Source organism: Paraburkholderia humisilvae, from assembly GCF_902859855.1.
Taxonomy (GTDB): Bacteria; Pseudomonadota; Gammaproteobacteria; order Burkholderiales; family Burkholderiaceae; genus Paraburkholderia; species Paraburkholderia humisilvae.
The window spans coordinates 154418-167826 of the sequence record NZ_CADIKH010000005.1 but is presented as its reverse complement, the minus strand read 5'-3'; the positions used below and the strand labels follow the sequence as shown (position 1 = coordinate 167826).

Sequence of the window (13409 nt, the reverse complement as noted above, 5' to 3'; positions counted from 1 at the left end):
CGCACTCCACGTCGTGTCGTCGCTTCATTGGGGATGAAGAAGATGGTAGTGACGACCTCGCAAAATGTGCATCTCATTTGCTGGCAAATTCTATTTCGCGTAGTGTATTTATTCCTGAACTTGCGCGATAACCGGAATGTTTGCACCATGAGCTCCCCTTCCCGCCCTTCCCGCCGTCTCGACCGGATCGATATCGGCATCCTGAATCAGCTCCAGCAGAATGCGCGCATCACCAATTCGGAACTGGCGCGCGCGGTCAATCTGTCGCCGACGCCGTGCTTCAACCGCGTTCGCGCACTCGACAAACTCGGGCTGTTCAAGCAGCAGGTCACGCTGCTGAACCCCGACGTGCTGGGCTTGCAGATCAACGTGTTTATTCAGGTGAGTCTGGAAAAACAGGCCGAGGACGGCCTGCGGCGCTTCGAGCATGCGATCAACGCACGCCCCGAGGTGATGGAGTGCTATCTGATGACGGGCGACGCGGACTATCTGCTGCGGGTCGTGATGCCGGACATCCACGCGCTCGAACGCTTTATCCTCGACCATCTGACAAAGATTCCAGGCGTGTCAAACATCCGCTCGAGCTTTGCGTTGAAGCAGGTGCGCTACAAGACCGCGCTGCCGCTGCCGGCCAACGGGCTCACACTGCACGGCAGCAGCGACGAAGCCGAATGGTAGACGCGCTCACGTGCGACTGACGTCGCTCAGACGTCAGTCCAGTCCGCAAATCTGGCGGCCTGGCCGTGGTACACGCCCGCGTGGTCCACCAGATTCCACACCACGGCTTTCTCAATGAAGAAGCGCCGCCCGGACCTCGCGACGCGGAGCCCACGATAGCCCGTCGAATAGCCTTGGGTACGCACGTCGTCGAGCAGACGCGCACGCTCTTCGCGGTTCGGGTCTTTGGCCGAGAGCCGCGAATGCAGCGTAACAAACTCATCCCAGTCGTATTCGAAACAGCGCTGCGCGGTTCTGTTCGCGTAGACGAAACGCGGGTCGGCTTCGCCGTTGTGCGCGAGCAGCACGAACGGCGCATCTTCATAGAGCCAGCGGGCAGCGTCCGTAGCGGGAATGGGCTGATCGAAAAGCGGTGTGCCGACGAGGCGCAGATGGCTGCCGGCAAGCAGTGCGGCGAATTCGGGATCGAGAGCGAGAGACTTCATCGGATGGTCGGGCGGCGGGTTGGCAGGCAGTGCAGCGCGCTCAGCAACGCACGGACAGCAAAACGCGAGCACGTGAAGCGATCGCGCATCGCGCGAACTCGCGGCAGGCGAAGCGGTGGATAACCGACGGTCCGCGTTGCCACGCGGGTTCAATACTAGCGTAGCGTCGCGACCGATGCAGCGCCGCGCGCGCACCACGATGGTTCGCCGCGTCGGCGCTGCGCGGCAAAGGACGCGGAATAGAGCGCAAACGACGGATGTTTAGAAGTCAGGCTGGCCGATGCAACGCGCGGACCTCAGACAGGTTCCGGCCTCGCGCACGCGCAGCCTGCCGCCATACTCATTCGTGGAGAACGCTTATGCTCACCCGTTTCCGCCCCGGTCCCTCACTGCATGAACAGGTCGAGCAGCTCGGCCTGCTCGCCGCGTTAGCCGGCCGTTGGTCCGGCAGCGGCTTCAATCTGATCTCGCTGCCCGACTTCGATTCGACACCGCCCAGTACCGGCGACAAGCCGTTTCGCACGCTGCTGTCGGCGACTCATGAGACGCTCGAATTCACGCCGATCGGCGCGCATGTGCCGAACCGGGGCTCGCAATTGCAAAGCAACCCCGCCGATGGACAACCGGACATCACGATCTTCGGTCTTCGCTATTTGCAGCGGATCAACGACGCGGATTCTCACGAGCCTTTGCACATCGAAAACGGCTTCTGGCTCAACGTGCCGGCCAGCAAGATTCCGAAAGAAGACGCATCGGTGGTCCGGCAAGGTTCGATACCGCACGGCTCGTCGATTCTCGCGCAGGGCAATGCGTTCCTGTCGCCGAACGGCAAGCCCGCCTTCGCGACGCTCGATTCGACGCCGCAGCGCAACCCTCCCGGTGCGGCACTGGGCAGTGCATACCTCGAACCGCTTGCCAGCGCGGTATTACCGGCCCGCATCGCAAACAAGGACGCGGTGAAGAACCCGAACGGCGTGCTTTCCGATGCGATCAAGCCTTTCAGCGACCATCTGAAACGCACCACCGTGATCACCGTGTCGAGCAGGAACGCGGGCGGCGTGCTGAACATTCCGTTTCTGCAGAACCCGACCAGCAACAACGCAGCGGCCACCAGCGTCGAAGCAACGTTCTGGATCGAGACCGTGCAGCCGGATGACGGGCCTTCATTCGAAGTTCTGCAGTATTCGCAGACCGTGACGCTCAACTTCCTGGGTATCGACTGGCCGCATATTTCAGTCGCGACGCTCTTCAGGCAATGAGGCAACGGCCGCACAACGCGTCGCTGGCGCGCCGCTCGCGTCGAAGCCGGTGCGCCTGCGCTTGCCCCTACCGCGTGCAAGCGATCGTATGCATCAGTTCAATCAGCACATCGGGGCTCATCGGCTTGACCAGGTGATGCGCAAAGCCCGATTCGCGCGAACGCGCGAAGTCTTCGGGCTGGCTGAAACCAGTCAACGCGATCAATACAGGACACACGCGCTGCGCGCGGGCTGCAAGACGCCGCGCAATCTCATGGCCGCTCATACCGGGCAGCGCGATATCGAGCAGCACGACGTCGGGGTCGAACTGCTCGGCTAGCGCGAGCGCCGACGGACCATCCGCGGCGGTGCGTGTGTCGTGCATCTCGAGGACGAGCGCGAGCGACTCGGCTGCGTCGCGATTGTCGTCGACAATCAGAATACGTAGGCGCTTCACGTTCCCGGCCCGCCGCTCGTCCGCGAGCGACGCATCCGATGGCGTCTGCACCGGCGCGACCGCAAGCGGCAGCGTGATCGAAAACTCGCAGCCTTTACCGACTCCATCGCTCGCGACCGAAATGCTGCCGCCGTGCATGTCGACCAGCTTGCGTGCGACAAACAGGCCGATGCCGAGTCCGTCGCGCGCGCGGCCGGCGGGCGGCGTCGCCTGCATGAACAGATCGAACAGCGCGGGCAGCTCGGCGGCCGCCACGCCGATGCCGCTGTCCTTCACCGCGACCCTTGCGCGGCCGTTCACCACTTCCGCGCGAATATGAATCTCGCCGCCGTCGTCGGTGTACTTGATTGCGTTGTCAACGAGGTTCGACAGAATCTGCGTGAGCCGCGTGCGGTCGCCGTCGACCGGAATCGGCGTGGCAAGCGTATTGAGGAAAACGCGGTGCCGCCGCTGCTCGGCGGCCGGTCCATTGATTTCCATCGCCCGCCCGATCGCGTCGCGCAGGTCGAGCACTTCGCGCTTCAGGTTGATGCGGCCGGTCGTGATGCGCGACACGTCGAGCAGATCGTCGATCAGATGCGACAGGTGGTAGCTTTGCCGTTCGAGCACCGCCTGCACCCAGCGCACTTTCGACGGCAGGTTCGCGCTGCTCTCCTTGAGCACGTGCGCCGCATTGCGGATCGGCGCCAGCGGATTGCGCAACTCATGTGCGAGCGTCGCGAGAAACACGTCCTTGCGGCGATCCGCTTCCTTGAGTGCCTCCTGCGCATTGGCGCGCTCGGTGATGTCGGCGAGTGTGCCGACAAACGAATGCAGCGCGCCATGTGCGTCGTAGCGGAAACGCCCGTGCATTTCGAGCACGCACAGCGCACGGTCGCCGATGCGAAACGCGCGAAACACCATATGGAACGGCCGGTGCGCGGCCTCATCCGCCATGTAGCGCTCGACGTATGCGGCGCCATCGTCCGGATGCATGAACTCGCGCATGAAGTCTTCGTTGGTCAGCGGCCCGGCGTCGATCGGCTGCCCGGTGATCTCGTACATCCGCGCGTTTTCCCAGACGCCCGAACGCGTGACCGCGTTCCATTCGAAGATGCCGAGCCCCGCCGCGCCGGCCGCGATGCGCAGACGTTCATCGCTTTCCTGGCGCGCCGCGAGCGCCCGGTCGCGCTCGCTTAACGACGCACTGATGCGCCGGTTCTGCTCGTCGAGCAACTGGCGGATCGCACCGTGAATCGTCGCGCTGAAAAAGCCCTCGATGATCTGATGTGCGCCCGCCTGTTCGGCGCGCGGCGACAGCGTATTGGCGAAGTATTCGCGCACCACCTGCTGCACGCTGACCTGCAGCAGATCGAGTTCGCGATACAGCTCATCGAGCTGATAGCCGTGCATCCAACGCTTGCGCGCGTACTGGCGCGCGTCGAAATCGATCCGCGCGTTGAGGGCGGAATTCGGCACCGCGGTGAGCGCGGCGCAGATTTCCCCGTAGATTTGCGGCAACAGGTCGATCAGTTGCCGGTTCGTGAGCCGGTCAGCCTGCTCGATCGACGGATCGGAGCGGACCGCGCGCAGCCAGCGGCGCGTGATGCGCCAGCGCTTGAAGCGAATGTGTACCGCCAGATCCACATATGGCCCTGTTTCGGGCGCGATTGTCATGTTCAAGCGTGTGTCATGCGATATGCGTCAGGTGCCCGAACATACCATGCGCAGCCTGTTCAGCATCCGACTAATGCGAACGCTGTTTCAGGCAAACGACACATTCGTCTGTTGTTTGCCTCGGGCCGCCCCCGCCGCCCTTCTCTCCCTGGCTGGCCACACTCGACCGGATGGGTGCGCGAGGCCCAGCCCACCGTCGCGCCTCGCGGCCGACATGCAGCGGTACGGCCCTTGCTTCGTGATCCGTACGCTTTGCTCCGTCGCGCATCGGTCTCGCTCTCGATCGTTTGCCGACAGCCGATCTCCCCTTTTTCACGCGAGGCTCCGCGCGCTTATGACGGTCGAAGCGACCTGGTATCTGATCATCGGTGGCCTGCTGATCGCCATGGCGCTGGCGCGCAAACTGATTGCGCATCTGCCGATGACCGGCGCGATGGTGTATCTGGTGGTCGGCTTCCTGCTCGGGCCGGCGGGCACCGGGCTGCTGATGCCGGACCTCGCAAGCGGCGCGCAGGTGCTGCGCCTGATCACCGAAGCCGGGCTCGTGATTTCGCTGTTCGCGATCGGCATGCATTTGCGCGTGCCGCTGCGCGACCCGCTGTGGCAGCTGCCGTTGCGCCTGGGCGTCGGCGCGATGCTGCTGACGATCGCCGCGATGACCGCGATCGCGCACTACGGGCTCGGCCTTGCGCCCGGACTCGCGCTGATCGTCGCGGCGGCGCTCGCGCCGACCGACCCGGTGCTCGCCAACGAACTGCGCCCGCGCGCGGCCGGCGACGCTGAGCCGCTGCGCTTCGCGCTGTCCGGCGAGGGCGGCTGCAACGACGGCGCCGCGTGGCCGTTCATGCTGCTCGGGCTTGCGCTGTGCGGGGTCGAAGTGGGCGGCACGAACGGCGTGACCGGTGTCGCCAACATAGCCGGCACGCACGGCGCGACCGGCGCGCATCTCGCCAGCCTCGCCGGCTTTGCGGGCTCGCTAGTCTGGGGCATCGGCAGCGCAGTGGTGGTCGGCTGGTCACTCGGCGCCGGGGTGGTCGCGCTCGTCACGCGCTTGCGGCTGCGTTTCGACGTTGCGCTCGGGGTCGAAGGGCTTCTTGCGCTCGGACTGATGTTCGCGTGCTACGGCGCCGCGCAGTCGCTGCACGGTTATGCGTTCGTTGCCGTATTCGTCGCCGGCGTCGCGCTGCGCCATCAGGAACTGCGCGCGACGGGCGGCCACACCGCGCCGAACGCCGTGCTCGATAAGGTCGAGCACGGCGAGCGCGACAAGGCCGCGCGCACGCCGGAACTCGCGCATGCGATGGTCGCCGAATCGATGATGGGGTTTGCCGTCGAGATCGAGCAAAGCGTCGAACTCGTACTGATGCTGTTGATCGGCAGCGTCGTATCCGCGCATTGGCGCGAGTTGCTCGAATGGCGCGCGATCTGGCCGACGCTCGCGCTGTTGTTCGTGGTGCGCCCGCTCAGCACGCTCGCGGCGCTGGCCGGTTCAAACGCGACCTGGCCGCAGCGGCTCCTCGCCGGATGGCTCGGCATACGCGGCGTCGGCGCGTTCTATTACCTGCTGTTTGCGATCGAACGGCTGCAGCGCGTCGCGCAGGATGCGGCGCTCGCGGTCGTGATGGCGGCGATCGTCGGCTCGGTGTTGCTGCATGGGGTCTCGGCGACGTTGCTGCTGCGCCGCTATCTGCACGCGCCGCTTGTCGAATGACGGGTGCGGGTCGTCCCGCTCACGCCTCCGGATGTTCCAGATCCGCGGCCACCACGCGTTCGCCGTAGCGCTGCGCGGCCTCGCGCGCCGCGTGACCGCTGTCGAACGGGCCGATATCCGGCGCGCCCGCAAACGGAAACAGCAGGCGCCCATCGGTTTTGCGCACGACCTTCAGGAGACCGACAAATGCGCCTTCGGTGGTCCGGCGATAGGTCGCGTAGATTTCATAGTCCTGTTTCGATTCGGCACGTGAAGTCGTGGCATCGCGCGACTTGGGAAAAATCATCCGAGGCCTCGTCATATTGACGCTCCGCATCCATTCGATCGCCACGCCGGTGCCCCTGCCGGCAGAAAGGGCTTTGCGATCAACGCGCAAGCGATGTGCCTGTCGCACCGATGCGGCCGGCGGCCGCGCACGCATGCGCAACACAACACGGCGCGATCGCCGGATGCCTGCGACTCGAGCGGCGCCATCCCTCCGGGAAGCGGACCGGCGCCGTGCCGTGCCGCGGCGCGCAGGCGCCGCGCCAAAAATTACACCGCTCGCGTAGGTTTGCACCGGGTCGCCAGACCGGCCGGCGCGCCGGTGAGCCTGCGCGATCGCAACGGGACCGTCGTGCGAGTGCGCGGCGCGCGTCTTCGAAGCGGCCCTCGAAATGGCCTTCGAAGCGGGGATTCGAAGCGGGGATTCGAAGCGGGGATTCGAAGCGGGGATTCGAAGCGGGGATTCGAAGCGGGGATTCGAAGCGGGGTTCGCACCACTGCCGGCAACGCGCCATTCGCGCGCGCGCATGGCACACTGGTGGTCTTCCCAGCGACGGGAGCCCACATCATGGAGCGTGCCTTTACCGATCGCGCCGAGGCCGGCCGCGCGCTGGCCAGCCTGCTTGGCGCGTATGCGCATCGCAGCGATGTCGTCGTACTCGCGCTGCCGCGCGGTGGCGTGCCGGTCGGGTTCGAGGTCGCGCGCATGCTCGGCGCGCCGCTCGACGTGCTGGTGGTCCGCAAGCTCGGCGTGCCGTGGCAGCCGGAACTTGCGATGGGCGCGATCGCCTCGGGCGGCGCGCTCTATATCGACGACGAACTGGTCCGCGAGATCGGCCTGCCGCAGGCCGCATTCGATCGCGTTCTCGCGAGCGAGCGCGCCGAACTCGAGCGGCGCGAACAGTCGTACCACGCGCAGCATCGGGCGCCGGTTGAAATCGAACGCCGTATCGCGATCGTCGTCGACGACGGCGTGGCCACCGGCGCGTCGATGAAGGCGGCGGTGCGCGCGTTGCGCACACGCCAGCCCGCGAAAATCGTCGCCGCGCTGCCGGTCGCGCCGCCCGGCGCGGCAAAAACGCTCGAAGAAGACGTCGACGAATTCGTCTGCGCACTGACGCCGGCGAACTTCCATGCGGTCGGCCAGTTTTACGCCGACTTCAGCGAGACCACCGATGACGACGTGCGCGCGCTGCTCGCGCAGGCCGGCCCGCGCGGCACGATATAACGTGTGGTTTCAATGACACGGCTGTCCAGCATCGGCCGCACGCCCGGCCGGGTTGCAGTGCGATACGGCGCTTCGCCGGGTAAGCGCTGAACGCCGCGCCGTTACTCACAGCGCGCTTGTGCGTGCCGTCAGCAACGACTTCGCCATGATCAGCAGGTGGAAATAGAGCCGCCGGCTGAAGCCATAGTTGTACGCGGACAGATGCGAAAGCGCGAGCTTGAGGCTCTCGAGCGGCGCATGATTTCGCGCGTAAATCGACACGACGATCGGAACCATGCGCCGCAACGCAAGCCGGCGCGCCGGTTCGAGCTGCGGCGGCAGCTCAAGCGCCCGGAGGAAGTTGTAGGCCACGAGCGTCGAAGCGCTCGTCGACGCGCGCGTCGACGTCGTGATCGACACCTCGGTCTGGCGGTTGTACGACACGTACTCGTTCAGGTAGTACACGCCTTTCGCCGCGAGGCAAATCTCGGTGCCGAACACGTAATCGCAGGCGACGCCGTTCTGCTCCCGGTAGCCGATGCGCTTGACGAGATCCGCATCGGCCATCCAGCCGTTATTCGGGAACATCTGGACCAGCCCGGTTCGCCCCGGCTGCTTTTGCAGTCCGGCCACGTCGCGTGTGCGGTGATAGGCGCGATTCAGATGCTCGCTTGCGGCGGGAAGCACGGTGCCACGCGAATCGGTCACGTACTGGTCGCCGAACGCGACCTGAACGTCCGGATGCGCAGGCCAGGCCGAAAGCATCCGTTCGACCGCGTTCCCGACAAGGAAGTCGTCGTCGTGGATCAGCAGAATCCTGTCGCCGGTCGCGCGCGCGAAGAGGCTCTCGACATTGCGCGCCTGACCGAGCGAAGGTGTGTTTTTGACATAGCGGACGCGCGGATCGGCCGCGTAGCGCGCTTCGATCAGCGACCGCGTGCGATCGTCTGTGGAGTCGTCGCCGATCAGCACCTCGATGTTCGTATGCGTTTGCGCGAGACATGAGTCGAGCGATTGCCCGATCAGATCGGGCCGCTGGTAAGTCGGCAGGCAAATCGAGACCTTCACTGGTGCAGTCATGACGGGATCCGTGTGCGGAGTCGGCATTGTCAGGCTTCCTGCGTTCTTGCTTTATGGATCAATGATGCCCGAGTATGATTCGACACCCGCAAAAACGTCAATCAGAGCGCGAATATTTTATTTATTTTCTTTATCGGCGGTTTTCTTTCTTTCATAATTCATGCTGGTCTGACATTGCCGCCGCGCCGGCCGGCGCGGCGCTTCCGCGAGCGCAACGCATTGGCCATCATGGGCCACTGACGCATTGGCCCATCAGCCCATCGACCCATTGGATTGCCAGCGAACTTTATATGGATACGGTCATGACTGAAGTATTGTCTATTCAGATGCGATCCGTCGGTCATAAGACATACGCGAAACTGATTCGCGATAATTCGGGCCATGAAACGGATCTTCACGTCGACTCCTATTGGGTCGACGACGAGCGCTCGGCATTGACGAAAGTGGTGCGCAAGCTTGCCGAGTTCCGCATACCCAGGCTGAACCGGCGAAACCTGGACTTCAGACGCGCGCGAGCCGAGTGGGCCACCGGGAATATGAGCTACCTGCTCGCGCGAAAAAAGACCCACGCAAAGAACTACGACGTGCTGCACTTCCATACGCAAACCGCGGCATTCGGAAGCGTGAGCCTGATGAAGTCCATTCCGACCGTCATCACGATCGACATGACGGCGTTCCAGCTGATGCGCGAGCACAATTCCGGTCCCGAGTGGACGTATCGCCCGAACGTACTGATGGAGCGCAACGTATTCGAGCAAGCGGCGCATATCATCGCTTTTTCGCAGTGGGCCCGCGACTCCGTTATCCGTGAGTTTGGCGTGGCGCCCGAACGGCTGTCGGTCATCACGCCCGGCGTATTGAAGGAAGCCTTCCATCAGCCGCAATTCCTACCCGCGAACAAGCCGAAAATTCTGTTCGTCGGTAACGAGTTTTATCGGAAAGGCGGCGACGATCTGATCGCCGTATTTGCCGAACACTTTGCACATAAAGCCGAGCTTCATCTGATGACAAACGATTCCTCTGTGCCTTCGGGCGAATCGGTATTCGTCCATCGGGGCGTCGCGGCTTATACGCCGGAGTGGCACCGGTTGTATCAGGAGTCCGAGGTCTTCGTGATGACGAGCCGCGCCGAAGCGTTGGGCCTGGTCTTCCAGGAGGCCGCCGCGTCCGGACTTGCGCTGATCGGCAGCCAGGTCGGCGGCATTCCGGAAATGATCGACCATGACGTCAACGGTTTCCTGATCGCACCGGGCGACCGCCAGGCCTTGCGTCAATATCTGGGCGCGTTGATCGACGACCCCGCGCTGCGCGCGCGAATGCGCATCGCAAGCTACGAAAAGGCCATGCGGGAATTCAACGCGAGAACCAATACGAGCCGGGTGTTTGATACGTTTCGTGCCGTAGGCGCAACGCACAACGACGCGCAACGTGTTCTCGTAGAGTCCTGACCGGCCTGCCTATGCATGTATCGGTATCGGGCGCGGCCGGCCCGCAGGCCGGCACCCGATGCCGATACGACCCAGGCTGTTTCAGTCGCGAGCGTTCAAACTGGCGCGTCGAATCAACGGCACGATGTCGCCGGCGCCGTCAGATTATCTAAACGACGCTCGCCGCCGCGCGTGCGCGACACGCATGCGCGCCTTGCGGCGCCGGCCGCGTGCGACCCGGTGACTCACCCGGCCGAGCACGGCCAGATGAGTGCGAAGCAACAGCAGCGTCGCCATCGGCAATCGCTCACGCGGCCGCGGCCGTGAGATGCGCGGGCAGAAAGCTTTGCAGATAGTCTTCGAACTCCGCGCGCACCTCCGGATGGCGCAGCGCGAATTCGACGGTTGCCTTCAGGTAACCGAGCTTGCTGCCGCAATCAAAACGCGTACCGAAGTAGCGATACGCAAGCACCTGCTCTTCGGTCAGCAGCGATTCGAGCGCATCGGTCAGTTGCAGTTCACCGCCCGCGCCCGGCTTTAGCGCGCGGATATGCCGGAAGATGGTCGGCATCAACACGTAGCGGCCCACGACGCCAAGGTTCGACGGCGCGACTTCCGGCGCCGGCTTTTCGACGATGCCCGACAGTTTGATCACGTCTTCTTCCCACTCGCGTCCTTCGACCACGCCGTACGAACGGCTGTCTTCGCGCGCGATCGTTTCGACGCCGACCACCGAGCTGTGATAGTGGTTGAATACATTGACCAGCTGCTTCATCACAGGCTTCTCGCTATGCAGCAGGTCGTCCGCGAGAATCACCGCAAACGGGCTGTCGCCGACCAGCTTTTCCGCGCACAGCACCGCGTGACCGAGGCCCAAGGCTTCCGCCTGACGCACGTAAAAGCAGTCGACGTTCGCCGGTTTGATGCCGCGCACCAGTTCGAGCAGCTTTTCCTTGCCGCGCGCTTCCAGCTCGGCCTCGATCTCATACGACTTGTCGAAGTGATCTTCAATCGCCCGCTTACTGCGGCCCGTGACAAAGATCATTTCGGTGATGCCGGCTTCGATGGCCTCTTCAACCGCGTATTGAATCAGCGGCTTATCGACGATTGGCAGCATCTCTTTTGGACTCGCCTTGGTGGCAGGCAAGAAGCGCGTGCCGAGACCCGCCACGGGAAACACGGCTTTGGTGACTTTCAGCATGGTATGCATTCCCACTCGGTTGATGATATCTACAACCGCCGATCCCCAAGGCGACTCCCCTCGGGGCTCCAAAGGCACGTCCTTTGATCGGCGAATCTGCGTGTGCAAAAAGACTAGCGGAAAAATAATGAAATTTCCGATTAAAGAACCGCTAATTTCGCCGAGTGGCCTTCACAGTTTTACCGGAGCCATTCGTATAGCACGTGAATGCCATTTCCTTACCGGATACACAACCGCCGGCATCCAGCAATTATGTAAATATTGCTGGATGCCGGCGGCCTATCGGAAATTATTGAAGCGCGGACTCTTCGGTTTCGTCCATTTGCGGCAGCTTTCCGGGATTGATCCGGAAACGGCCGAGCGGCTCGTTTCGTAAAGCCTCGCGGTACGCCGACACCGCAACCAGCACCAACAGGACGACTACGCCAGCAAGCAGATGCACACTCATTGCCAACCCCCTCGTCAAGAATTTGCTGCAGATCAATTTAGCACAATAAAACTAATGGAAAACGCGAATGGTATTTACCCGAAATATTTAATTTTTGACACTTGTGTGACGGCCCGACTTGCACCATTCCGTGGCGCTTTTCCCGAGCATTTTTTATCCCTTTTATTTCAACCTTGGTGCATTAGCATACGAACTCGCCCCGCCGCGCACGCGGGTATGCGCATACTGCTTTCATTTACCTGTCGTGCGATCACGCCGGCATGCCGTTTTACGAGGGCCGCATGAGCGACACCGTTCTGAACGCCGCCACGACATCGCTGTCCTTCTCCGCGTCGCCTGCCAGCGACGCGCATGCGGCGAGCGCCGGCAAGGAACATGTCATCGACGCGATGCGCGGCTTTGCCGCCTTGCTGGTTGCTTACTTCCATTGCCGCCAGGTGGTATGGGTAGGCATGCAAAGCTTTCACCACACGGTGGGCACATCGTTCAGCTTGAACTCGCTGGTTGCCTATGCGACGTTTCCGGTCGCGTGGGGTTCCGCGGGTGTGCCGATGTTTTTTGTGATCAGCGGTTACTGCATCCATCGCGGCGCGGCATTCCGGCTCGCGCGCGACCCGAACTATCGGCTCGACGCGGGCAATTTCTGGATGCGCCGCTTCGCGCGCATCTATCCGGTGCTGCTCGCCGCCCTGCTGCTCACGCTTGCGCTCGATTCGATCAGCCTGCATCTGCTGCCCGTCAGCCATAAGGTGCGCGATATCGGCCTCGTGCCGTTCCTCGTCAACCTGTTCTCGCTGCAAGGCGTCGCAGGCTATACGTATGGGTCGAACGGCGCGCTGTGGACGCTGTCGCTCGAAGTGCAGTTCTACGCGGTCTATCCGCTGCTGTTCGCGCTGCGGCGCCGCTTCGGCATGAATACGATCCTCATTGCGGTCGCGCTGATCAATCTCGCCTCGGCGCTCGTGCTCGAGCGGCACGACATCCAGTTCTTCCCGTCCTACTGGTTCTCGTGGACGCTCGGCGCATGGATCGCCGAAGCGCAGGCGGGCGCGACAGGCGCGCGGCGGCCCCGCTCGTCGCTCGTCTGGTACGGGCTCGCGGCGCTGTTCACGCTGGCGGGCTGCGGCGCCTTTTACGCCGGCCAGTTCCTCGCGTTCCAGCTGTGGGCGCTCGGCTTCGCGTGCTACCTGCACCAGGCACTCAAGCGCAACCGCCCGGTCGAGTCGGCGCCGATGCGGCTGCTATCCCGTTTCGGCGACTTCAGCTTCTCGCTATACCTGATTCACCTGCCGATCTTCGTGCTGCTGTCGTCGCTGTTCTACCGGTCCGCGCTGCAGTTGTCGATCTGGCCGTCGTTCGGCTACATGTGCATCGCGATTGCGGCGGCATATGTGTTCTACCGGCTCGTCGAACTGCCCGCGATGAAGTGGTCGGCCAGCTTCAAGCCGAAGTCGCGCGCGCGGGCTGAGGGACCGGCCGCGCGTGTGGCTTGAGTGCGGCGGCACGTCGACCGTACCCTGCGCGCGCGACGGGTTGACGCGCATGAAGCGTTGATGG

The 13409-nt window shown here is 63.4% G+C and carries 12 protein-coding genes; 7 read left to right on the top strand and 5 right to left on the bottom strand.

Translation table 11 applies throughout. The features are described from left to right. Positions 1 to 147: 147 nt before the first annotated feature. Positions 148 to 678 carry an Lrp/AsnC family transcriptional regulator gene (locus tag HV796_RS06745; protein ID WP_175225693.1) on the top strand — a complete coding sequence of 177 codons (531 nt, stop codon included), beginning with the start codon at positions 148 to 150 and terminating at the stop codon, positions 676 to 678. A 26-nt stretch (positions 679 to 704) separates the two neighbouring features. Here HV796_RS06745 and HV796_RS06740 read toward each other — a convergent pair whose 3' ends face one another. Continuing rightward, the gene (locus HV796_RS06740) at positions 705 to 1163 is read right to left on the bottom strand and encodes an MEKHLA domain-containing protein (RefSeq protein WP_175225692.1); all 459 of its coding nucleotides are present in this window, start codon (positions 1161 to 1163) and stop codon (positions 705 to 707) included. Positions 1164 to 1522: 359 nt separating this feature from the next. On the opposite strand from HV796_RS06740, the gene HV796_RS06735 reads away from it, so the two are divergent. Then, positions 1523 to 2422 carry a heme-binding protein gene (locus HV796_RS06735; RefSeq protein ID WP_175225691.1) on the top strand — a complete coding sequence of 300 codons (900 nt, stop codon included), beginning with the start codon at positions 1523 to 1525 and terminating at the stop codon, positions 2420 to 2422. 67 nt (positions 2423 to 2489) lie between these two features. On the opposite strand, the gene HV796_RS06730 is transcribed toward HV796_RS06735, so the two are convergent. Then, positions 2490 to 4514, bottom strand: coding sequence for a hybrid sensor histidine kinase/response regulator (locus tag HV796_RS06730; protein WP_175225794.1), 2025 nt, complete (start codon positions 4512 to 4514; stop codon positions 2490 to 2492). Positions 4515 to 4848: 334 nt separating this feature from the next. Between HV796_RS06730 and HV796_RS06725 the strand changes: the two genes are divergently transcribed. Beyond that, the gene (locus HV796_RS06725; protein WP_175225690.1) at positions 4849 to 6225 is read left to right on the top strand and encodes a cation:proton antiporter; all 1377 of its coding nucleotides are present in this window, start codon (positions 4849 to 4851) and stop codon (positions 6223 to 6225) included. Positions 6226 to 6244: 19 nt separating this feature from the next. Here the strand turns inward: HV796_RS06725 and HV796_RS06720 are convergent, their stop codons facing one another. Beyond that, the gene (locus tag HV796_RS06720; RefSeq protein ID WP_246355721.1) at positions 6245 to 6511 is read right to left on the bottom strand and encodes a DUF6723 family protein; all 267 of its coding nucleotides are present in this window, start codon (positions 6509 to 6511) and stop codon (positions 6245 to 6247) included. A 546-nt stretch (positions 6512 to 7057) separates the two neighbouring features. Between HV796_RS06720 and HV796_RS06715 the strand changes: the two genes are divergently transcribed. Continuing rightward, complete coding sequence (locus HV796_RS06715) at positions 7058 to 7717, top strand: phosphoribosyltransferase (protein WP_175225688.1); 660 nt, start codon at positions 7058 to 7060, stop codon at positions 7715 to 7717. A gap of 105 nt (positions 7718 to 7822) precedes the next feature. On the opposite strand, the gene HV796_RS06710 is transcribed toward HV796_RS06715, so the two are convergent. Continuing rightward, entirely contained in the window at positions 7823 to 8776 is a 954-nt protein-coding gene (locus HV796_RS06710; protein ID WP_175225687.1) for a glycosyltransferase family 2 protein, read from the bottom strand. A 302-nt stretch (positions 8777 to 9078) separates the two neighbouring features. On the opposite strand from HV796_RS06710, the gene HV796_RS06705 reads away from it, so the two are divergent. Next, positions 9079 to 10224 carry a glycosyltransferase family 4 protein gene (locus tag HV796_RS06705; RefSeq protein ID WP_175225686.1) on the top strand — a complete coding sequence of 382 codons (1146 nt, stop codon included), beginning with the start codon at positions 9079 to 9081 and terminating at the stop codon, positions 10222 to 10224. A 286-nt stretch (positions 10225 to 10510) separates the two neighbouring features. Here HV796_RS06705 and galU read toward each other — a convergent pair whose 3' ends face one another. Then, positions 10511 to 11404 (bottom strand): UTP--glucose-1-phosphate uridylyltransferase GalU, encoded by an 894-nt coding sequence (gene galU, locus HV796_RS06700; RefSeq protein ID WP_175225685.1) that lies wholly within the window; start codon positions 11402 to 11404, stop codon positions 10511 to 10513. Between the two features lie 127 nt (positions 11405 to 11531). Here galU and HV796_RS06695 point away from each other — a divergent pair, with 127 nt between their 5' ends. Both HV796_RS06695 and HV796_RS06690 read left to right on the top strand, forming a co-directional pair. After that, positions 11532 to 11780, top strand: coding sequence for a hypothetical protein (locus tag HV796_RS06695; RefSeq protein ID WP_175225684.1), 249 nt, complete (start codon positions 11532 to 11534; stop codon positions 11778 to 11780). A gap of 353 nt (positions 11781 to 12133) precedes the next feature. Then, positions 12134 to 13345 carry an acyltransferase family protein gene (locus HV796_RS06690; RefSeq protein ID WP_175225683.1) on the top strand — a complete coding sequence of 404 codons (1212 nt, stop codon included), beginning with the start codon at positions 12134 to 12136 and terminating at the stop codon, positions 13343 to 13345. Positions 13346 to 13409 lie beyond the last annotated feature (64 nt).